Origin of the sequence: Pseudomonas sp. B21-023 (assembly GCF_024749165.1) — a bacterium.
GTDB lineage: Bacteria > Pseudomonadota > Gammaproteobacteria > Pseudomonadales > Pseudomonadaceae > Aquipseudomonas.
In genome coordinates, this window is sequence record NZ_CP087190.1 from 4,343,642 (window position 1) to 4,364,285 (window position 20,644).

A 20,644-nucleotide genomic window follows, 5' to 3' on the forward strand; every position below is an offset into this window, starting at 1 on the left:
GTTGCGAGTGCGGTGGGGAGCGGCCAGCGGCCGGTCAGCCCAGCACCACGACTGCGCAAGGAGGCGGAGCTACGCCGCCTACCACGCCACTGACAGGTGGTGGATAGTGACTGATCATGGCCGGCTGCTGGCTGCCACGCACGACCACGCCCGCGACAGGCGCGAGAACGTAAGCGGTGGTGGAAGGGATGGCTGGCATGAACAGGTCTTCGGGGAAGAGAGTGTTTCGGAATATAGCGGGGGAATCATCGCGGGGCAAGCCTGCTTGCACAAGGTGCGAAAGCAGGCCTGCTCAACCGGATCAGAACAACCAGTGGTACAGGGCGTAGGCGACGACAACCGCCAGTACCGGACGCAGCACGCGGTAGGCCTTGGGGTTGGCACGCTTGAACTGCTTGACCCGGGTGCTGATGACATTGCTGAAGCGCTTGCTCCAGGCATAGGCCTGGTTGATCCCGCCGACACGCTCGTCATCGGTGTTCTGCGGCGCGGTGGCGCGGCCGAGGAAGGCACTGACCTTGCGGTTGATGCGGGTCATCAGCGGGCTGTTGAGCGGGCGCTCGACGTCGCAGAACAGGATCACGCGGGTGACCTCGGTCTCGTTCTTGACCCAGTGCACGAAGGTCTCGTCGAACATCACGTCCTCGCCGTCGCGCCAGGCGTAGGGCTGGCCATCAACGTAGATGCGGCAGTTGTCGGAGTTCGGCGTGGACAGCCCGAGGTGATAGCGCAGGGAGCCGGCAAACGGGTCGCGGTGCGGGTTCAGGTGGCTGCCGCCGGGCAACAGGGCGAACATCGCGCCCTTGACGTTGGGGATGCTGCTGACCAGCTCTACGGTCTTCGGGCACAGCGCTTCGGCCGAAGGCAGCGGTTTGTCGTACCACTTCAGGTAGAAGCGCTTCCAGCCCTTCTTGAAGAACGAACCGAAGCCGGCGTCGTTGTCTTTTTCCGCCGCGCGGATGTAACCCTCGTCGAACAGGCGCATGGCCTCTTCGCGGATCACCTCCCAGTTGTCCTTGAGCACATCCAGCTCGGGGAAGCGCTGGCGGTCCAGGTACGGCTTGGAGGGTACGCCGGAAAACAGGTACATCAGGCTGTTGTAAGGGGCGAACAGCGCCGAATGGTTGACGAACTGGCGCAGCACCGGCAGGCGTGCCTTGCCGCGCAGGTGCACGAACAGCACACTGCCGAAGAACACCAGCAGGACACCGGCCTTGGCGACGAAGGAAAAGGTCATGCAACACTCCTTGGAGGGGAAATCAGGCCATCCCCAGATAGCCGGACATCATAAACCCATCAGGAGCAGCTGCAAGCCAGAAGCTGCACGCGGCAAGCCCAAGCTGATCCGCGTCAATACGGACATGCCCTCGACTTGCGGCGTGCAGCGTGTCGCTTACTGCTGGTTTTCCTGCTCGGTGAACAGATCGCTGAACAGCATGCTCGACAGGTAACGCTCGCCCGAATCCGGCAGGATCACCACGATGGTCTTGCCCTGCATCTCCGGCTTCTCGGCCAGGCGCACCGCCGCCGCCATGGCCGCGCCGCAAGAGATGCCGCAGAGGATGCCCTCCTCCTGCATCAGGCGGATGGCCATGGCCTTGGACTCGTCCTCGGTCACCGTCTCGACCTGGTCGACGATCGACAGGTCGAGGTTCTTCGGCACGAAGCCGGCACCGATGCCCTGGATCTTGTGCGGGGTGGGCTTGAGCTCCTCGCCGGCCAGGGTCTGGCTGATCAGCGGCGAGTTCACCGGCTCCACCGCCACCGACAGGATCGGCTTGCCCTGGGTGTGCTTGATGTAGCGCGACACCCCGGTGATGGTGCCACCAGTGCCGACCCCGGCCACCAGCACATCGACCGCGCCATCGGTGTCGATCCAGATTTCCGGGCCGGTGGTCTTCTCGTGAATGGCCGGGTTGGCCGGGTTGTCGAACTGGCCCGGCAGGAAGTGCTGCGCCGGGTCGGAAGCGACGATTTCGTTGGCCTTCTCGATGGCGCCCTTCATGCCCTTGGCCTTGTCCGTCAGCACCAGCTCGGCGCCCAGCGCCTTCAACACCTTGCGCCGCTCCAGGCTCATCGAGTCGGGCATGGTCAGCACCAGGCGGTAGCCACGGGCGGCGGCGACGAAGGCCAGGCCGATACCGGTGTTACCCGAGGTGGGTTCGACGATGGTCATGCCTGGCTTGAGCTTGCCGCTGTCCTCGGCGTCCCAGATCATGCTCGCGCCGATCCGGCACTTCACCGAGTAGCCCGGGTTGCGTCCTTCGATCTTGGCCAGGATGGTCACCCCGCGCGGGGCGATGCGGTTGATCTGCACCAGCGGCGTGTTGCCGATGGAATGGGCGTTGTCGGCGTAGATACGGCTCATGGCGGCGGTCCTTGAACAGGAAAAAAGTGCAGGGAAAACCCTGAGGGTAAGCCTGCAATCGGTGAGCGTAAAGCCCGTTCGAACTCGACGAAACGGCCTGCGGTCAACCGCACATGCTCCCGTGGAGAAACCCGATGAAAGCGCGCTACCGCTGGCCACTGCTCGGCTTCGCCAGCCTGGTCGCACTGCTGGTGGCCCTGCACCTGGCCTTGCCTTACCTGGTGCGTGACTACCTCAACGACAAACTGGCAGACATGGGCGACTACCGCGGCCAGGTCCGCGACGTCGACCTGGCGTGGTGGCGTGGCGCCTATCAGATCAACGGCCTGAAGATCGTCAAGGTCAGCGGCAAGGTGCCGGTGCCGCTGCTCGAAGCGCCGCTGATCGACCTGTCGGTGAGCTGGCACTCGCTTTGGTACGACCGTGCCGTGGTCGCCGAAGTGGCCTTCGTACGCCCTGAACTCAATTTCGTCGACGGCGGCAACAAACAGAACTCTCAGACCGGCCAAGGCACCGACTGGCGCCAGCAACTGGAAAAGCTGCTGCCGATCACCCTGAACGATGTGCGCATCGAACAAGGCACCCTCACCTTCCGCAACTTCAATTCCAGACCGCCGGTGGACCTCAAGGCCACCCGGCTGGACGCAAGCATCCGCAACCTGACCAACGTGCGCGACGAAAAGGGCCGGCGCGATGCCCGCTTCGACGGGACGGCGCTGCTGCTGGGCGATGCCAAGGTGGAAAGCCGCGCTACCTTCGACCCTTTCAGCGACTTCGACGACTTCCAGCTCCGCCTGCGCGCCACCGGCATCGAGCTGCGCCGGCTGAACGACTTCGCCAGTGCCTACGGCAAGTTCGACTTCAATGCCGGGCATGGCGATGTGGTGATCGAGGCCGAGGCCGAGAACGGCCGGCTCAAGGGCTACATCAAGCCGCTGTTGCGCGATGTCGATGTGTTCAATTGGCAGCAGGACGTGGAAGACAAGGACAAGGGCTTCCTGCGCTCGGTGTGGGAGGCACTGGTGGGGGCTACCGAGACCGTGCTCAAGAACCAGCCGAAGAACCAGTTCGCCACTCGCGTGGAACTCAGCGGCAGCGTGCACCAGCAGGACATCAGCGCCTTCGAGGCATTTCTGCAGATCCTGCGCAACGGCTTCATCCAGGCGTTCAACGCACGCTACGAGCAGCCCGCGCCCAAATCCGACTGATCCCTGGGTGACGGACCATTCAGGGACTGAATACCCGGTCTCCGTTTTCACGCGTCGGGCGTGGCGTTATAGTCGCTGACACATCAATAAACATGTATTGCCTGGGCCGGCCCTATCGCCGGCAAGCCAGCTCCCACAGGGAGTGGGTCTGCCCGCAATGACGCCAGCCAGCCACCCCAGAGGATCGGTTCATGAAGTTCGAAGGCACCCGCGACTACGTCGCCACAGATGACCTCAAGCTGGCGGTCAACGCGGCCATCACCCTGGAGCGCCCGTTGCTGGTCAAGGGCGAGCCGGGTACCGGCAAGACCATGCTCGCCGAACAGCTGGCCGCCTCCTTCGGCGCACGCCTGATCACCTGGCACATCAAGTCGACCACCAAGGCCCACCAGGGCCTGTATGAATACGACGCGGTCAGCCGCCTGCGCGATTCGCAGCTTGGCGTGGACAAGGTCCACGATGTGCGCAACTACCTGAAAAAAGGCAAGCTGTGGGAGGCCTTCGAGGCCGACGAGCGGGTAATCCTGCTGATCGACGAAATCGACAAGGCCGACATCGAGTTCCCCAACGACCTGTTGCAGGAACTCGACAAGATGGAGTTCTACGTCTACGAAATCGACGAGACCATCAAGGCCAAGCAGCGCCCGATCATCATCATCACCTCCAACAATGAAAAGGAGCTGCCTGACGCCTTCCTGCGCCGCTGCTTCTTCCATTACATCGCCTTCCCCGACCGCGCCACCCTGCAACAGATCGTCGATGTGCACTACCCCAACATCAGCCAGTCGCTGGTCAGCGAGGCACTGGACGTGTTCTTCGACGTGCGCAAGGTGCCGGGCCTGAAGAAAAAGCCTTCCACCTCCGAGCTGGTCGACTGGCTCAAGCTGCTGATGGCCGACAACATCGGCGAGGCGGTGCTGCGCGAACGCGACCCGACCAAGGCCATCCCGCCGCTGGCCGGTGCCCTGGTGAAGAACGAACAGGACGTGACGCTGCTCGAGCGCCTGGCCTTCATGAGCCGGCGCGGCAACCGCTGACGGGAGCCGGGCCATGTTGCTCAACCTGTTCAATGAAATGCGCGCGGCCAAGGTACCCGTATCGGTACGCGAACTGCTCGACCTGCACCATGCCCTGCAGAAGGGCGTGGTGTTCGCCGACATGGACGCCTTCTACTACCTGGCCCGCGCCATCCTGGTGAAGGACGAGCGGCACTTCGACAAGTTCGACCGCGCCTTTGCCGCCTACTTCAAGGGCCTGGAAAACCTCGACCGGCATATCGAGGCGTTGATCCCCGACGAGTGGCTGCGCAAGGAGTTCGAACGCTCGCTCACCGACGAGGAGCGCGCGCAGATCCAGTCCCTGGGCGGGCTGGACAAGCTGATCGAGGAATTCAAGAAGCGCCTCGAGGAGCAAAGGGAACGCCACGCCGGCGGCAACAAGTGGATCGGCACGGGCGGTACCAGCCCGTTCGGTTCCGGCGGTTTCAACCCCGAGGGCATCCGCGTCGGCGAGGCCGGCAAGCGCCAGGGCAAGGCGGTGAAGGTCTGGGACCAGCGCGAGTACAAGAACCTTGACGACCAGGTCGAGCTGGGCACTCGCAACATCAAGCTGGCCCTGCGCCGGCTGCGCAAGTTCGCCCGCGAAGGCGCCGCCGAGGAGCTGGACATCGACGGCACCATCGATCACACCGCCCGTGACGCCGGCCTGCTGAACATCCAGATGCGCCCCGAACGGCGCAACACGGTGAAGCTGCTGTTGCTGTTCGACATCGGCGGCTCGATGGACGCCCACGTCAAGGTCTGCGAGGAACTGTTCTCGGCCTGCAAGACCGAGTTCAAGCACCTGGAGTACTACTACTTCCACAACGTCGTCTACGAGTCGGTGTGGAAGAACAACCTGCGCCGCACCTCGGAGCGCTTTTCCACCTTCGACCTGCTGCACAAGTACGGCGACGACTACAAAGTGATCTTCGTCGGCGACGCGGCCATGGCACCCTACGAGATCACCCAGCCCGGCGGCAGCGTCGAGCACTGGAACGAAGAGGCCGGGTACGTGTGGATGCAGCGCTTCATGGAGAAATTCAGGAAGATTATCTGGATCAACCCGTATCCGAAGCAGGCCTGGGACTACACCGCCTCGACCCATCTGGTGCGGGACCTGATCGAGGACAAGATGTACCCGCTGACGCTGCAGGGGTTGGAAGACGGGATGCGTTACCTGTCCAAGTAATCTATTGACCGAACTGGCCTCATCGCGGGGCAAGCCCGCTCCCACCACTTGCGCATTTGCAGGTCTGGCGTGGGAGCGGGCTTGCCCCGCGATGGTGCCGGCAGACTCAACCCCAGCAGCGCAAGCATGCCTGCTGCTCGCGCCACGCCTCGTCCTGCACCACCGCCCTGAACCGTATCGTCGCGCCCGGCATGCACTGCGCCAATTGCGCCAGCGCCAGCGGTGTCAGCGCCCCCAGCCGTGGATACCCACCAATGGTCTGCCGGTCGTTGAGCAGGACGATCGGCTGCCCGTCCGGCGGCACCTGCACGGCGCCGAGCGGGATTCCCTCGGAGATCATCGGCGCGCCCTGGTAGACCAGTTGCGGCCCGAGCAGGCGAATGCCCATGCGGTCGGCACGGTTGTCCAGCGTCCAGTCACGGTTGAACGCCTCGAACAGGCTGGTGCCGCCGAAGTTACCGATCTGCGCGCCCATCACCAGATCCAATACCGGCTTCTCGGCATACACCGGCCGCAACGTTTCGGGCACATGGGAGCGGCGATTCGGCGCCCCGACTTGCCCCGCGATGGCTTCAGCCGCATGCAGTAACTCCCCTTTCACCAGCGCCCGGCCCTGGCCGTCAACCCCGCCCAGCGCTTCCCGAACCACCGTGGCACAACTCCCCAGCACCGACTCGCCCACGAACCCGCCAGGCGCGGCCAGATAAGCACGTACCCCTTGGCGAGGCTGACGCAGCGTCAGCTGCTGGCCCTTGCCGAGGTTGAAGCTGGTCCAGGGCGCCACGGCCTGCCCGTCGACTTGCGCATCCAGGTCGGCCCCGGCCAGCGCCAGCACGCAGTCCTGCTCGGCAACCACACTGAAGCCGCCAAGCGCAATCTCCACCACGGCGCTGTCCAGGGCATTGCCCAGCAGCCAGTTGGCCCAGCGCATCGCCACCCAGTCCAGCGCGCCGCCCTGGGTCACCCCCAGGTGACGCACGCCGAACCGCCCGGCGTCCTGCAATTGGCACAGCGCGGTGCTGGCCTCGATCCTCAACTCGCTCATGCCTGGGCCTCCAGCGGGCTGTCATCACCGCCCAGGTTGATGAACTCGGCGTGCCCGACCGCCACGAAACGCACCCGGTCGCCCGGTTGCAGCAGGCTGTAGCCATCCCTTTCACGATCGAACAGGCGCACCGGCGTGCGGCCGATCAGGTTCCAGCCGCCCGGCGACACCGCCGGATACGCGGCGGTCTGGCGTTCGGCGATGCCGACACTGCCCGCTGCCACACGCTTGCGCGGGGTGCTCAGGCGCGGTGTGGCCAGGCGCTCGTCGACCAGCCCCATGAAGCCGAAACCCGGAGCGAACCCCAGCGCGAACACCGGGTAATCACGGCCACAGTGCACCTCGATCACTTCGGCTTCGCTCAGTCCACTGCGCGCAGCCAGCACCGGCAACTCGGGACCGACGCTGGCGTGGTACCACACCGGGATCTCATGCCGCCGCCCGCTATTGCCGGCATCGGGCCGCAGGCCCTCCAGTGCGTGCAGGATGCGCTGGCGCCCTTCGCCCGGCGCCAGGTCGAACTGCACCATCAGCGTGGTGTAGGACGGTACCAGGTCGATCAACTGTTGGCCGAAAGCGTCCCGCAAGCGCTGGCTGGCGGCAAGGATCCACGGCATGTTGCCTTCATCGATGGCATCGAACAGCCGCACCATCAGGCTGTCGACGGCCACCACTTCGATTCGTGGGGTCATGCCTGCTCCAGCGCGTCGAGAGCCTGGCGGATCTGGCGTACCGCGGCCACGGAGCCATCGTTGTCGCCATGCACGCAAAGGGTGCTGGCGTTCAACCGCACTTCGCTGCCGTCGTCGGCCACCAGGGCCTCGCCCTTGGCCAGGCGCAAGGCCTGCTCGACCACCAGCGCCGGGTCATGGTGCACCGCGTCCGGCAGGCGTCGCGACATCAGGTGCCCGCTGGCGGTGTAGCCACGGTCGGCAAAGGCTTCGAACCACAATGGCACGCCGATCTCGTCGCCCAGGGCCTGGGCGGCACTGTCGTCGGCGGTGGCCATGAGCATCAGCGGCAGGCCGCTGTCGAACGCCGCCACGGCCTCGAGCACTGTACGCAGGATGGCCGGGTTGGCCATCATGTCGTTGTACAGCGCGCCATGGGGCTTGACGTAGGCCACCCGTGCGCCGAGCACCTTGCAGATGCCGTCCAGGGCACCGATCTGGTAGTGCAGCAGGTCGCGGATCTCGTCGCTGCTGCAGGCCATGGAGCGGCGGCCGAAGCCTGCCAGGTCCGGGTAGGCCGGGTGCGCGCCGATGGCCACCCGGTGCTCCAGGGCCAGGGCCACGGTGCGGCGCATGGTGCCGGGGTCGCCGGCGTGATAGCCGCAGGCGATATTGGCGCAGTCGATGAACGGCATGACCTTGGCATCCTGGCCCATGCGCCAGTTGCCGAAGCTCTCGCCCATGTCGCAATTGAGTAGCAGGCGTTTCACCTGGCGGACCTCCGTATCAATGTTCATGATGCCTACCTTAGCGTGCCTGGAGCGCTTTGCCGCGGGTTTCCGGCAGGCTCAGCGCGGCCACGATCACCACACCGTAGGACACCGCGGCGAAGGCACCAATCCCCAGGCCCAACGGTACTTTCTCGCCGAGCAGGCCGATCAGCAAAGGGAACATGGCCGCGATGACCTTGCCGATGTTGTAGCAGAAGCCTTGTCCCGATCCACGGATACGGGTGGGGAACAACTCGGTGAGGAACGAACCCATGCCGCTGAAGATGCCCGAGGCGAAAAAGCCCAGCGGGAAGCCCAGCCACAGCATCACGTTGTCGCTGACCGGTAGCTGCGTGTAGAGCAGGACGATGACGAACGAGCCCACGGCGAACAGGATGAAGTTCTTCCGGCGCCCCAGCAGGTCGCAGAGGTAGGCGCTGACCACATAGCCGATGTAGGAGCCGACGATGACCATCGCCAGGTAGCCGCCGGTACCCAGCACGCTCAGGCCGCGCTCGTTCTTGAGGAAGGTCGGCAGCCACGAGGTGATGGCGTAGTAGCCGCCCAGGGCACCAGTAGTCAGCAGCGAAGCGCGAATCGTGGTCCACAGCATGCCGGGTGCGAAGATCTCGTAGAAGTGTGAGGGCGCCGCGACCGTCTCGGCGGCCTTGGCCTCGCGGTAGACCTCCGGATCCTTGACCAGGCGCCGCACGAAGATCACGAAGATCGCTGGCAGCAGCCCGAGCAGGAACAGCGCGCGCCAGGCCTGCTCGGCCGGCAGCCAGGAGAACAGCAGCGCGTAGAGGATGGCGGTCAGGCCCCAGCCGATGGCCCAGCCCGACTGCACCATGCCTACCGCCTTGCCGCGATCCTGGGCGCGGATCACCTCGCCGATCAGCACCGCGCCGGCGGTCCATTCCCCGCCGAAACCGAAGCCCATCAGCGTGCGGGCGATCAGCAGCTGCTCATAGCTTTGCGCGAAGCCACAGAGGAAGGTGAAAAAAGCAAACCACAGCACCGTCAACTGCAGAGTGCGTACCCGGCCGATACGGTCGGAGAGGATGCCGGCAATCCAGCCGCCCAAGGCCGAAGCGATCAGTGTGCTGGTATGGATCAATCCGGCTTCGGCGGTGCTGATGCCCCACAGCATGATCAGTGTGGGGATGACGAAGCTCAGCATCTGGGTGTCCATGCCGTCCAGGCCGTAGCCGATCTTGCAGCTCCAGAAGGTGCGTCGTTGCTGGGAGTCGATGTCGCGGTACCAGGCGAAAGGGCCGCTCGAGGTTCGGGCGGGGGCCTGCTGCTGCACGCCGGTCGGGTTCATGGTTGCCTCGGCTTGTTGGTATTGTTCTATGGGCGACGTCGGGCGTCGCGGCCTGGACACCATGTTCAGAGGCCGCGCCCGGCACGTCCAACGAGAAAATCCGCCGGTCTGGAACAAGAAAAACTGATCATGAACCTTCGTTTCCTCGAAACCTTCGTCTGGGTCGCCCGGCTCAAGAGCTTCCGCCTTACCGCCGAGAAGCTGTTCACCACCCAGGCCTCGGTGTCCAGCCGCATCGCCGCGCTGGAGGCCGACCTGGGCGTGAAACTGCTGCTGCGCGATTCGCGCGGGGTCAGCCTGACCCCCGAGGGCGCCAAGGTGCTGGAATATGCCGAACGCATGCTCGACACCGCCAAGGCCATGAAGCAGTCGCTGGACAGCGACCGCGCCAAGACCGGGCGCATTCGCCTGGGGGTCATGGACACCGTCATCCATACCTGGATGAGCGCGCTGGTGGCAGAGCTGGGCGAGCGCTACCCGCAGGTGGAGATCGAGCTGGTGGCCGATACCGCGCTGAACCTGCGCGAACAGCTGCAAAAAGGCTTTCTCGACGTGATCCTGCAGACCGACCTGCTGCGCGAGCAGTCGATCCGCAGCCAGGACCTGGCGCGCTACCCGATGGGCTGGATCGTCGCCGCAGGCTCCCCGCACCACCGCACCTACGCCTCGCTGGCGGAGCTGGCCCGCGAACGCATCGTCACCTTCTCGAAAAATTCACGACCGCACCAGGAAGTGCTCAGCCTGTTGCAGTCAGCCGGGGCCGAGGCGCCACGCCTGAACTGCGTGAACTCGGTGGCGGCGATCACCCGCCTGCTGCGCGACGGTTTCGGCATCGGCGCGCTGCCACCGGCACTGGTCGATGGCGAACTGAGCCGGGGCGAGCTGGTGTTGCTGGACGGCTTGCAGCCACCGCCGAGCCTGGAGCTGGTGGTAGCCTGGCAGACCGGCGTGGCGTTGGTGGGCGAGATCGTCGATGTGTGCCGGCAAGTGCTGGAGCGCTATGCGCGGGATGTGGGCGGGCAACGGATCGTGCTGGTCTGAACGGTCGCCTTTGCCGACGATCAGGGCAGCAACAGCATCACCGCCAGCTTTCCTTCACCACTTTGCGCCGCCCACCGAGGATCACCCAGCCAATCACCAGCAACAGGCTCTCGACCACGAACGCCAGCACGAACCCGCTGCCGATCCCCCAACCGATCGCCTCGGGCACCAGCAGGATCTGGTAGCTGTAGCCCTTGAGCGTCTCCTCGCGCAATGTCGGCTCCGGCTGCACCAGCACATGCCAGGTGCGGCTCACCCACGAGCCCTGCAGGGCCTGCCATTCATGCTCCAGCGCCTGGTTGCGGATCAGCAGGCTTTCGATGCTGTTGGCATCGCTGTTGAACACCGGATCGTCGCTGCCGCGGTAATGCCGCACCAGCGCCTGCAGGTCGCCGTTGAAGAAGCGCTGCGCGGTCTGGCGGAAGCCGTCCAGGGCCTGGCGCGATTCGAGCAGGTGCGCCTCGACACGCTGGCTGTAGTCCTTGACCAGCCCGGGCACCTGGAGACCGGCCAGCAGGCCGAAGGTGAACAACAGCAAACGCAGGTAACTTCTGAACATGGAGCGTCCTTAGCTCTGGCCGTGGGCGACGCACTCGCCGTGGCGCCACAGCCCCCATTGACCCGGCTCGTAGCGGTTCCAGGTCTCGTTCTCGGTCAAGGCCTCGGTGGCGATCACCGTGACCACGTCGTTGGGGGTGGTTTGCGTGTGGAAGTCGACGATCAGGTCGACATCCTTCAGCCGCGCCGCGCCGAACGGTGCGCGGCGGGTGATGTGCACCAGTTTGGTCGAGCAGAAGCAGAACAGCCAGTCGCCGTCGCTGAGCAGGCAGTTGAACACGCCCTTGCCGCGGTACTCGGCGCAGGCTTCGACCAGCACCGGCAGCAACTGCTCGGCTTCCACCGGTTCGGGGAAGGCCTCGCGGATACGATTGAGCAAGTCGCAGAAGGCGGCCTCGCTGTCGGTATCGCCGATCGGTCGGTAGAACGTGCGCTGGCCGGCGAAGTCACCCAGCTGGCCGTTGTGCGCGAAGCACCAGTTGCGGCCCCACAGCTCGCGCACGAACGGGTGGGTGTTGGACAGGCAGACCTTGCCGACATTGGCCTGGCGGATATGGCCGATGACCACTTCGCTCTTGATCGGGTAGCGCTGCACCAGGTTGGCCACCTCGGACTCGCTGCTCGCCGCCGGGTCCTGGAACAGGCGCAGGCCGCGCCCCTCGTAGAAACCGATGCCCCAGCCATCGCGGTGCGGGCCGGTGCGCCCGCCGCGCTGCATCAGGCCGGTGAAGCTGAAGACGATATCGGTGGGGACATTGGCGCTCATGCCCAGCAGTTCGCACATGTTCGCGGCTCCTGGCTTACAGACGGGGTTCGACGCGGCCCTGCCCGGGGCCGGAGCGGCGCACGGGGGCCGGTGGCGGATCGTCGCGGTAGCGGTCGTGACGATTGGCGGCCAGGGAAGCGTCAGCCACGACCTCTTCCTCTTCCTTGGCCTGGCGCTGGGCGGCGGCCTCACGCTGGGCGCGGCGTTCGCGGGCACGCTTTTCCAGCGGCCAGCGGATCAGCACGAAGACAAAGTACAGGGCAAAGGCGATCATCCCGTACATGGCAAGGTCCGAGGCTGCGCGCCAGGCGTTGTTGCCGACCTTGAAGGCGAGGTCCAGCGCGGTGATGGCGATGGCCGGGGCGAAGCTTTCCTTGACCGGGTCGACGATGGTCGGGGCGAACAGCAGCACGGCGATGATCACCCGCAGCGGCTCGCGCAGCCAGCGCCACATCCAGCCGGTCAGCTTGAAACCCACCAGCAGGCAGCCCAGGGCGGCAACGGCGTACAGGCCCCAGGCCAGCGTATAGTCGTGTTCGGTCATGGTGTTGGTGCAAGCCAGGCAAAGAGACGCCTATGATAAACACTTTTACCGGCGCAGGCTGCCCCCGCACCGCAAGGGACCTGCAGCGGCCCTTCGCGGGGCAAGCCCGCTCCCACGTTCAGACCTCGATCAGGCGTGGGAGCGGGCTTGCCCCGCGATGGGGTCCACAATCGATGAGATCACCCATGCCCCTGACCCTTCCCGCCCCTATCGCCCGTCAAGCCGACGGCAACGACCCCTACGCCTGGCTGCAGGACCGCGACACGCCCGAGGTGCTGGCCTACCTGGCCGAGGAAAACGCCTACCAGGAAGCCTGCCTGGCCGGCCAGGCGCCGCTGCGCGAGCAACTGTTCGAAGAGATCAAGAGCCGCATCCTCGAGACCGACCTGTCGCTGCCCTCGCCCTGGGGCCCGTACCTCTACTACACCCGCACCACCGCCGGCGACGAGTACCCGCGCCACTACCGCTGCCCGCGCCCGGCTGACGACAGCAATACGGTGGATGAAAGCCGCGAGGAACTGCTGCTCGACCCCAATGCGCTGGCGAACGGCGGTTTCCTCTCCCTCGGCGCCTTCAGCATCAGCCCCGACCACCGGCTGCTGGCCTACAGCCTGGATACCAGCGGCGACGAGGTCTACACCCTGTACGTCAAGGACCTGGCCAGCGGCGCGCTGAGCGCCCTGCCCTTCGACGACTGCGACGGCAGCATGACCTGGGCCAACGACAGCCAGACGCTGTTCTTTGCCGAGCTCGACGACACCCACCGCCCCTGGCGCCTGCGTCGCCACACCCTGGGCGAGGCCGCGGCCACCACCGTATTCGAAGAGCCCGACGGACGTTTCTTCCTGCACTGCTACCGCGCCAGCTCCGAACGCCAACTGGTGCTGCTGCTCAACAGCAAGACCACCAGCGAAGCCTGGGTGCTCGATGCGGCCACGCCGCATGCCGACTTCACCTGCCTGGCGCCACGGGTCGAAGGCCATGAATACTTCCCCGACCATGGCCAGCTCGACGGTCAATGGCGCTGGTTCATCCGCAGCAACCAGGACGGTATCAACTTCGCCCTGTTCCATGCGCCGGCAGACAGCGTGCCGGCCCGTGCGCAATGGCAGGTGCTGGTGCCACACCGCGACGACATCATGCTCGAAGGCGTCAGCCTCAATGCCTCGGCGCTGTCCCTGAGCCTGCGCGAAGGCGGCCTGCCGATCATCGAAGTGCGCCCGCAAGGCCTGCCGGCCTACCGCGTCGAACTGCCGGATGCCGCCTACAGCCTCTACGTGCAGGACAGCCTGGAATTCGCCAGCTCGCGCATCCGCCTGCGCTACGAAGCCCTCAACCGCCCGGCCCAGGTGCGTCAACTGGAGCTGGCCACAGGCATCCAGCAGGTGCTCAAGCAGACCCCGGTGCTCGGCGCGTTCGACGCCGACGACTACGTCAGCCAGCGCCTGTGGGCGGTAGCCAAGGATGGCACGCAGGTACCGATCAGCCTGGTGCGTCGCCGCGCCGACGAAGGCAAGACAGTGCCCCTCTATCTTTACGGCTATGGTGCCTACGGCGAGAGCCTCGATCCGTGGTTCTCCCATGCCCGCCTAAGCCTGCTGGAGCGTGGCGTGGCCTTCGCCATCGCCCATGTGCGCGGTGGCGGCGAGCTGGGTGAAGCCTGGTACCGGGCCGGCAAGCAGGAACACAAGCACAACAGCTTCGACGATTTCATCGCCTGCGCCGAACACCTGATCGCTGAAGGCGTGACCCGCCGTGAATGCCTGGCCATCAGTGGCGGCAGTGCCGGCGGCCTGCTCATGGGCGCAGTGCTCAACCTGCGCCCCGAACTGTTCCGCTGCGCCATCGCCGAAGTGCCGTTCGTCGATGTGCTCAACACCATGCTCGACCCCGAGCTGCCGCTGACCGTTACCGAGTACGACGAATGGGGCAACCCCGAGGAGCCGGAGGTATATGCGCGGATCAAGGCCTACGCGCCGTACGAGAACGTCAAGGCCCAGGCGTACCCGGCCATGCTGGTGATCGCCGGCTACAACGACAGCCGTGTGCAGTACTGGGAGGCGGCCAAGTGGGTGGCGCGCCTGCGCACGCGCAAGACCGACGCCAACCTGCTGCTGCTCAAGACCGAGATGGGCGCCGGCCACGGCGGCATGAGCGGCCGCTACCAGGGGCTGCGCGACGTGGCATTGGAGTATGCGTTCGTCTTCAATGAGCTGGGCGTGGCGTAAAACGCGATTTTCGTTGTCTCACAAGCGCCACGGCCACTGATTGTGCGACCGCGGCGCTTTCCAGACATTCGAAGAAGAACAACACATGCCCGACACCCAGCACCTGAACGCCGAAATCCGCGACATGCTCATGGACTGCGGCCTGTTCGACACCCTGCAACCCAGCGATTTCGTCACCGCCGCCGGCTATTTCAGCCTCACCGCCGTCAGCGAAGGCCAGACCCTGTTCAGCGAAGGCGACGCCGGTACCTTCATGTGTATCCTCCACCGTGGCGTGGTCTCGGTGCGCAAGACCGACGGCAACGGGGCCGAGGTGGAAATCGCTACCCTGCGCAAGGGCCGAGCCTTCGGCGAGATGGCCGTGCTCGACGGCGAGCGCCGCTCGGCCACCTGCGTGGCCGCCAGCGACTGCCAGTTGCTGACCCTGGGCAAGGACTCGCTGGAGAAGATGCTCGCCGACGCGCCGCGCATTGCCGCCCGGATCATTCGCGCCCTGGCCGTGGCGCTTTCACGGCGCTTGCGGATGCAGGATGGCCAGCGCCTGGCACAGCAGGTCTAATCGCGCTTGGGCGGCGGTTTTGGCGGATCCTGGTTCAACCCCGGCAACGGTTGGTCCTTCGGCGGCCCCGGCACCGGCATGGGCGGCAGCAGCGGCGCGCCGGGCCGGTTGGCGCCGGCCTTGGGCGGCGTGCTCGGGGTGATCTGCGGGTAGGGTGTCGGCGTCGGCGTCCCCGGTGCCCCCGGGGCGGTCGTGAGCGGCCGCTGCTGACCTGCAGCGTCGGCCAACGGCACTGCGCCAAGCAACAATGCGGCGAGGATCGCATGCAACATCTGCAGCCTCCTGTCAGAAACCTTCCTACAGGCTATGCCCAACGGCGCATTTTTGCCTGTCCGCCCGCCCGACTGGCGCGCTAGACTCAAGAACATAACCGTCATTGCCCTGATTAGAAGAAAGGTAACACCATGAGTTCCACCTCCGACGCCACCGCCCGCCTCGACCGTATCCTCGCCGACGCCAAGCGCGACAAGGAAATGGGCTATCGCGACAAGGCCCTGAAGATGTACCCCCACGTCTGTGGTCGCTGCACCCGCGAGTTCTCCGGCAAACGCCTGTCGGAACTGACCGTGCATCACCGCGACCATAACCACGACAACAACCCCCAGGACGGCTCCAACTGGGAGCTGCTGTGCCTGTACTGCCACGACAACGAGCACGCCCGCTACACCGATCAACAGTACTTCAGCGAAGGTTCGCTGAGCACGCCGAAAGTCGCCGTGGCCACCCACAACCCGTTTGCCGGCCTGGCCGCGCTGATGAAGAAGGACTGACCGTCGATTCCCGCCCCGCCGTGTCGGCGAGCCCGTATAATCGCGTTCTTTTTTTTGCGAAGGGCCCCGACACGTGGCGAACAAACGGTACAGCTGCATCGGCCTGTTCAACCCCAAATCCGCCGAAAACGTCGGTTCGGTCATGCGCGCGGCCGGCTGCTATGGGGTCAATTCGGTGTTCTACACCGGCAAGCGCTATGAGCGCGCCCGGGATTTCGTCACCGATACCAAGCGCGTGCACTACGACATCCCGCTGATCGGCATCGACGACCTGCAGCGCATCATCCCCCTGGGCTGTACGCCGGTGGCGGTGGAACTGGTGGACGGTGCGCGTCCCCTGCCCGAATACACCCACCCGGACCGGGCGATCTACATCTTCGGACCAGAGGATGGCTCGCTGAGCGAAGACGTGCGCGGTTGGTGCGAAGAGACCATCTACATTCCGACCCAGGGCTGCATGAACCTGGCGGCGACGGTGAATGTGGTGCTGTATGACCGCATGGCCAAGGGGTTGAATACGCGGTCGGGGCCCAAGTTCAAATAAGTCGATCCGGATTTGTAGCAAACGCCTGGGTAATTTCACTGAACGCAGCCATTGCACATGGAGTCTGCTGGTTATCAACGACCAGAGGAGACTGCCCGATGCTCGATTTCCATTCGCCCCACCACGAACACAACGTCCATGGCCTGGAGCGCGCCAGCTCCCTGGCTGGGGGCGCGTTGATGATCAGCAAGGGGCTGCGCCACGGTGGCCTGCTGGGGATGTTGCAGGTTGCTGTCGGCGGCCTGGCGCTGGCACGTGGCGTGAGCGGCCATTGTTCGACCAAGGCGTGGTGGCTGCGGCATCGCGCCGAGTACCTGCGCCTGCATCGCGATATAGAACGAGGGGCTGCCGAGCTCAAGGCGCTGAAGGCCAGCGCCGAGGCGGCAACCCGCACCGCGACGGTGACCGGCGGTTGAAAGCATCGCGGGGCAAGCCCGCTCCCACGAGCCGGCGTTCAAAATGATGTCCGGGGTCGTGGCAACGGGCTTGCCCGCGACAAATCCTGCGCCTAGCGCAGTACCTTGCTTTGCAATACTTCAGACTGCCGCCCCAGGACGTTCTCGCTGATCTGCACGAACTCTTCGGTGCTGACGCTCGACAGGCGCATCAGGGCCCGGGCGACATCGTCCAGCGAGCGCTTGTCGTGGTTGTGCAGGCGGATCTCGCGATCCAGCGCCTGCAACAGCAGCACGCCGCGGGCCACCTGGGCCGGGCTGGCCTTGGCACCCTTGAGATGATTCACTTTGTCGCCTAGCTTGTGCAAGCGCGCCTGCAATGCCTCGTAACGGTCGTCGCTCATGCCACCAGCACGCCGCAGCAGCTCGCTAGCGTAATAGTCGGCCAGGCTCTCGCCGAGCCAGTCGCTGCCATCGCGGTCGTTGATCTGGGCGAACAATTGCACAAGTTCGCGCAACAGCGGGCTGTTGCCGTTCTCGCTGATCAGCGGCCGGCCACTGTGCAAGTACAAGGAATTGTTGGCTGGCAGCACGCCACGCCACATCTCGTCGCGGGCACCGACCAGCAGCAACTTGGGCGGGTTGCGTGGAAACACCGCCTGCAACTGGGGCCAGACGAAGGTCAACAGGGTCAAGGTGTCCATGCGGCGCATGCCCTGCCCTTGCGGCGCGGCGACGGTCACTTCGGTGTCGCCAAGGCGCGCACGGCGGCTGCCCAGGCTGCCGGCGAGCACCCAACCGGTGGGGCGGTCGAACAGGCGCGACACGTCATCGATTCGGAATTTCTGCCGACCGATGCGCGGCCAGGCGGTCTCGACACTCTTCCAGCCGGCCGGCAGGTCGAAGGTCAGACGCGACACCAGCTCGGTGCCGTCCTGCTGGTCGAGGCGCGCCGGCGGCACCAACTGATCGCCACGGAACAGCGCCCAGTGCGCGGTCATGCGGGTTTCATGCACACCCCCCTTCGGTTGCTGGTCGAGCAGCACGCGGTAACTGAGGCTGGTCTTGCCTGACGCCGGGTGCCAGACACCGCGCCCGTTCTGCAACTGCCACTGGCCATCAGCGAGAAAGTCGCTGTAGACACCAGCCTTGCCCAGGTCGAAGTCCAGGCTGCGCACCACGCTGCCGTCGGCAAGTGTCAGGCGCACCTCGGCCTGGCCGCTCTGCGGCAACAGGCGGACCTGATAATCCAGATCGACTTTCCTGGCCAGCGCCTGAGTGCTGAGCAGCAGGCCAAGCGCCATCAACAGCGGGCGACGCATAACGAAACTCCTTGTAGCCGCGCGGCTCAACCCGCGCGAAAAATCAGGTGGTCTTCCCAGTCGTCTTCATCCACATCGTTCTCGCTGAGCATCCGTCCAGACCGGGAAATGCGTTGCTCATGCACTTGTCCGCGATCACCGCAGACCAAGTGGTGCCACGACGGCAAGTCCTGGCCTTCACTGACCAGGCGATAACCGCAGGTAGGCGGCAGCCACTTGAACTGGTCGGCCTTGCCCGGAGTCAGCTGGATGCAATCGGGCACGTAGCGGAAGCGATTGGGGTAGTCGCTGCACTGGCAGGTCTGCAGGTCGAGCAACTTGCAGGCGATGCTCGTGTAGTAGACGCTGTTGTCCTCTTCGTCCTCGAGCTTCTGCAGGCAGCACAGGCCGCAGCCATCGCAGAGCGACTCCCACTCCTGCGCATCGAGCTGGTCGAGGGTCTTGCGCCGCCAGAAGGGCGCGGTATCGGCGATCATCACACGTGTTCCTGCAGTCAACGTCAATCCGCGGCGCGCGGCGGCGCCAGTCTAGAGGCAGTCCGGCGGCAACGCCAGACCGCTTGTCAGTGCTCGCCGGACGCAGTAGCGTGCGGTCTTTGTCCCAGCCCTTGCAGGAGCAGCCATGAGCGCCACCCCACGTATCGCCGACTACGCCATCAACGAGCAGTTCATCAATCGCTGGTCGCCCCGCGCCTTCACCAATGAGCCGATCAGTCAGGAAACCCTGCTGAGCTTCCTGGAAGCCGCGCGCTGGGCGCCGTCGGCCTACAATTCGCAGCCATGGCGTTTCCTCTATGCCCGTCGCGACACGCCGAGCTGGTCGCGCTACCTGGACATCCTCAACGAGTTCAACCGCAGCTGGGCGCAGCATGCCTCGGCGCTGGTGCTGATCATCTCCAAGACCACCTTCGCCGCCCCTGGCTCCGATGAAGAGAAACCGGCCCTGTGGCACACCTTCGACACCGGCTCGGCCTGGGGCCATCTGGCGTTGCAGGCCAGCATCAGCGGCTGGCACACCCACGGCATGGCCGGCTTCGATCAGGACCTGGCCCGGCGCGAGCTGAAGATCCCCGAGGGCTACGCGCTGCACGCCATGGTGGCAATCGGCAAGCTGGGCGACAAGGCGACCCTGGCCGAAGGCCTGCAGGCCCGTGAAGTGCCGAGCCCACGCCGGCCGTTGAGCGAGCTGGCGGCCGAAGGCGACTTCAGCCTGTAAGCCTTCCATCGATAGCACCGGCCCATCGCCGGCAAGCCGGCTCCCACAAGGTTGCGCGGCCTCCTGTGGGAGCCGGCTTGCCGGCGATGGGCCGGAACGGCCGGACTACGATCAATACCCCCGCGCGAAATCCACCTCGCCCCGCAACCCCTGCCCCGCCGCATACGCCTGCGCATTCCCGACGAACAACCGCACCATCGCCGCCGGCGAGGTCGGCGCCGAGCTGTGCCCGGTCAGCAGCAGCCCCCAGGCAGTCCAGAACGGGTGGCGCTGGGGCAACGGCTCCTGGCGGCAGACATCGATCACCGCGCCGGCCAGGTGCCCTTGCTTGAGCGCCTCGACCAGGTCGGCATCGACCACCGCCACGCCGCGCCCGGCATTGATGAACAAAGCACTGGAACGGAAGCACTTGAACAGCGCCGCATCGTACAGGTCGTGGGTGACGGGCGTGTCGGGCAACAGGTTGAGCACGTAATCGGCCTCGCCGACCAGGCGAGGCAACTGGTCGAGCCCCGCCACCTCGACGAATGGCGCCTGCTCACGGGCACTGCTTGCCACTCCGTACAAGGTGACACCAAACGGCACGAGGAACTCGGCGACTTGCTGGCCGATATCTCCGGTGCCGACGATCAGCACCCGACGCCCTTCCAGGGTCCGCCCTGGCCGATCGTCCCAGCGTCGCTCGACCTGGCTGACCAGGCGCGACAGCACATCACGCTCATGGCCAAGCATGTAGGTGAGCATGTACTCGGCCATCACCTGGCCAAAGATCCCCACCGCCCGGGTCAGGCGGTAGTCGCGCGGCAGGCCGTCGGCCAGCAACGGCGTGATGCCGGCCCAGGTCGATTGCATCCACAGGGGTTTGTGACCCTGGCGCAACAGGCTGGCCAGCAGGTCGGGCTGGCCCAGCCATACCGGGCATTCGGGCGCCAGGCGGGCCAGTTCGGCGGAATCGCCACTGGTCAGGACCTCCAGGTCCGGCGCCGCCTCACCCAGAAGACGGGCATAGTTGGCATGATCCTGTTCAGCGATCAGAACGCGCATGTGACACACAACCTTGACAAACAACGGAAGCGGCCCGCCAGGC

Annotated in this window: 23 protein-coding genes; 10 read left to right on the forward strand and 13 right to left on the reverse strand. The window is 65.4% G+C overall.

The window, feature by feature from the left end:
- Positions 1 to 301: 301 nt before the first annotated feature.
- Together LOY42_RS19425 and cysK are read right to left on the reverse strand one after the other, a co-directional pair.
- A complete protein-coding gene (locus LOY42_RS19425) occupies positions 302 to 1,237 on the reverse strand; it encodes an aspartyl/asparaginyl beta-hydroxylase domain-containing protein (RefSeq protein WP_046856670.1) in 936 nt (311 codons plus the stop codon).
- Positions 1,238 to 1,393: 156 nt separating this feature from the next.
- On the reverse strand, positions 1,394 to 2,368 hold the full coding sequence (cysK, locus tag LOY42_RS19430; RefSeq protein WP_258598892.1) for a cysteine synthase A: 975 nt from the start codon (positions 2,366 to 2,368) through the stop codon (positions 1,394 to 1,396).
- 134 nt (positions 2,369 to 2,502) lie between these two features.
- Here cysK and LOY42_RS19435 point away from each other — a divergent pair, with 134 nt between their 5' ends.
- The 3 genes from LOY42_RS19435 (at position 2,503) to LOY42_RS19445 (ending at position 5,805) form a co-directional block, all read left to right on the forward strand.
- The gene (locus LOY42_RS19435) at positions 2,503 to 3,576 is read left to right on the forward strand and encodes a DUF748 domain-containing protein (RefSeq protein WP_139673003.1); all 1,074 of its coding nucleotides are present in this window, start codon (positions 2,503 to 2,505) and stop codon (positions 3,574 to 3,576) included.
- 191 nt (positions 3,577 to 3,767) lie between these two features.
- The gene (locus LOY42_RS19440) at positions 3,768 to 4,613 is read left to right on the forward strand and encodes a MoxR family ATPase (protein WP_023629931.1); all 846 of its coding nucleotides are present in this window, start codon (positions 3,768 to 3,770) and stop codon (positions 4,611 to 4,613) included.
- Between the two features lie 13 nt (positions 4,614 to 4,626).
- The gene (locus tag LOY42_RS19445) at positions 4,627 to 5,805 is read left to right on the forward strand and encodes a VWA domain-containing protein (RefSeq protein ID WP_139673006.1); all 1,179 of its coding nucleotides are present in this window, start codon (positions 4,627 to 4,629) and stop codon (positions 5,803 to 5,805) included.
- A 106-nt stretch (positions 5,806 to 5,911) separates the two neighbouring features.
- On the opposite strand, the gene LOY42_RS19450 is transcribed toward LOY42_RS19445, so the two are convergent.
- From LOY42_RS19450 to LOY42_RS19465, 4 genes are read right to left on the reverse strand one after another with little or no spacing between them, the layout of a single operon-like run.
- On the reverse strand, positions 5,912 to 6,850 hold the full coding sequence (locus LOY42_RS19450; protein WP_139673009.1) for a biotin-dependent carboxyltransferase family protein: 939 nt from the start codon (positions 6,848 to 6,850) through the stop codon (positions 5,912 to 5,914).
- Positions 6,847 to 7,542, reverse strand: a complete 696-nt coding sequence (gene pxpB / locus LOY42_RS19455; RefSeq protein ID WP_111531794.1) for a 5-oxoprolinase subunit PxpB — start codon at positions 7,540 to 7,542, stop codon at positions 6,847 to 6,849. The genes LOY42_RS19450 and pxpB overlap by 4 nt, the downstream gene beginning before the upstream one ends.
- On the reverse strand, positions 7,539 to 8,318 hold the full coding sequence (locus LOY42_RS19460; RefSeq protein ID WP_110697951.1) for a 5-oxoprolinase subunit PxpA: 780 nt from the start codon (positions 8,316 to 8,318) through the stop codon (positions 7,539 to 7,541). Before LOY42_RS19460 ends, pxpB begins: the two co-directional genes overlap by 4 nt.
- A 10-nt stretch (positions 8,319 to 8,328) precedes the next feature.
- On the reverse strand, positions 8,329 to 9,615 hold the full coding sequence (locus tag LOY42_RS19465) for an MFS transporter (protein ID WP_102684381.1): 1,287 nt from the start codon (positions 9,613 to 9,615) through the stop codon (positions 8,329 to 8,331).
- Positions 9,616 to 9,744: 129 nt separating this feature from the next.
- On the opposite strand from LOY42_RS19465, the gene LOY42_RS19470 reads away from it, so the two are divergent.
- The gene (locus LOY42_RS19470; protein ID WP_139673012.1) at positions 9,745 to 10,656 is read left to right on the forward strand and encodes a LysR family transcriptional regulator; all 912 of its coding nucleotides are present in this window, start codon (positions 9,745 to 9,747) and stop codon (positions 10,654 to 10,656) included.
- A 37-nt stretch (positions 10,657 to 10,693) separates the two neighbouring features.
- Here LOY42_RS19470 and LOY42_RS19475 read toward each other — a convergent pair whose 3' ends face one another.
- Genes LOY42_RS19475 through LOY42_RS19485 form a run of 3 tightly spaced genes read right to left on the reverse strand, consistent with a single transcriptional unit; the run spans position 10,694 to position 12,524 of the window.
- On the reverse strand, positions 10,694 to 11,215 hold the full coding sequence (locus LOY42_RS19475) for a DUF2937 family protein (RefSeq protein ID WP_102684379.1): 522 nt from the start codon (positions 11,213 to 11,215) through the stop codon (positions 10,694 to 10,696).
- A gap of 9 nt (positions 11,216 to 11,224) precedes the next feature.
- Positions 11,225 to 11,998 carry a class II glutamine amidotransferase gene (locus tag LOY42_RS19480; RefSeq protein WP_038705609.1) on the reverse strand — a complete coding sequence of 258 codons (774 nt, stop codon included), beginning with the start codon at positions 11,996 to 11,998 and terminating at the stop codon, positions 11,225 to 11,227.
- A gap of 16 nt (positions 11,999 to 12,014) precedes the next feature.
- Positions 12,015 to 12,524, reverse strand: coding sequence for a hypothetical protein (locus tag LOY42_RS19485; protein WP_038705608.1), 510 nt, complete (start codon positions 12,522 to 12,524; stop codon positions 12,015 to 12,017).
- A 185-nt stretch (positions 12,525 to 12,709) separates the two neighbouring features.
- Between LOY42_RS19485 and LOY42_RS19490 the strand changes: the two genes are divergently transcribed.
- Positions 12,710 to 14,752 carry a S9 family peptidase gene (locus tag LOY42_RS19490; RefSeq protein ID WP_139673015.1) on the forward strand — a complete coding sequence of 681 codons (2,043 nt, stop codon included), beginning with the start codon at positions 12,710 to 12,712 and terminating at the stop codon, positions 14,750 to 14,752.
- Positions 14,753 to 14,837: 85 nt separating this feature from the next.
- Positions 14,838 to 15,311 (forward strand): cyclic nucleotide-binding domain-containing protein, encoded by a 474-nt coding sequence (locus LOY42_RS19495; RefSeq protein ID WP_102681723.1) that lies wholly within the window; start codon positions 14,838 to 14,840, stop codon positions 15,309 to 15,311.
- Here LOY42_RS19495 and LOY42_RS19500 read toward each other — a convergent pair.
- Positions 15,308 to 15,583 carry a hypothetical protein gene (locus tag LOY42_RS19500; RefSeq protein WP_139673018.1) on the reverse strand — a complete coding sequence of 92 codons (276 nt, stop codon included), beginning with the start codon at positions 15,581 to 15,583 and terminating at the stop codon, positions 15,308 to 15,310. The genes LOY42_RS19495 and LOY42_RS19500 overlap by 4 nt on opposite strands.
- A gap of 132 nt (positions 15,584 to 15,715) precedes the next feature.
- Between LOY42_RS19500 and LOY42_RS19505 the strand changes: the two genes are divergently transcribed.
- The 3 genes from LOY42_RS19505 (at position 15,716) to LOY42_RS19515 (ending at position 17,041) form a co-directional block, all read left to right on the forward strand.
- The gene (locus LOY42_RS19505; RefSeq protein WP_023632486.1) at positions 15,716 to 16,081 is read left to right on the forward strand and encodes a YajD family HNH nuclease; all 366 of its coding nucleotides are present in this window, start codon (positions 15,716 to 15,718) and stop codon (positions 16,079 to 16,081) included.
- Positions 16,082 to 16,154: 73 nt separating this feature from the next.
- A complete protein-coding gene (locus LOY42_RS19510) occupies positions 16,155 to 16,625 on the forward strand; it encodes an RNA methyltransferase (RefSeq protein ID WP_046856681.1) in 471 nt (156 codons plus the stop codon).
- 98 nt (positions 16,626 to 16,723) lie between these two features.
- Positions 16,724 to 17,041 (forward strand): YgaP-like transmembrane domain, encoded by a 318-nt coding sequence (locus LOY42_RS19515; protein ID WP_139673021.1) that lies wholly within the window; start codon positions 16,724 to 16,726, stop codon positions 17,039 to 17,041.
- Between the two features lie 92 nt (positions 17,042 to 17,133).
- Here LOY42_RS19515 and LOY42_RS19520 read toward each other — a convergent pair whose 3' ends face one another.
- Entirely contained in the window at positions 17,134 to 18,342 is a 1,209-nt protein-coding gene (locus LOY42_RS19520) for a hypothetical protein (RefSeq protein WP_139673024.1), read from the reverse strand.
- A 26-nt stretch (positions 18,343 to 18,368) separates the two neighbouring features.
- Positions 18,369 to 18,818: a YcgN family cysteine cluster protein gene (locus LOY42_RS19525; RefSeq protein ID WP_110697939.1), complete on the reverse strand. Its 450-nt coding sequence runs from the start codon at positions 18,816 to 18,818 to the stop codon at positions 18,369 to 18,371.
- A 145-nt stretch (positions 18,819 to 18,963) separates the two neighbouring features.
- Between LOY42_RS19525 and LOY42_RS19530 the strand changes: the two genes are divergently transcribed.
- Entirely contained in the window at positions 18,964 to 19,557 is a 594-nt protein-coding gene (locus LOY42_RS19530; RefSeq protein ID WP_111531788.1) for a nitroreductase family protein, read from the forward strand.
- 111 nt (positions 19,558 to 19,668) lie between these two features.
- On the opposite strand, the gene LOY42_RS19535 is transcribed toward LOY42_RS19530, so the two are convergent.
- Positions 19,669 to 20,601 (reverse strand): D-2-hydroxyacid dehydrogenase, encoded by a 933-nt coding sequence (locus LOY42_RS19535; RefSeq protein ID WP_139673027.1) that lies wholly within the window; start codon positions 20,599 to 20,601, stop codon positions 19,669 to 19,671.
- Positions 20,602 to 20,644: the final 43 nt, after the last annotated feature.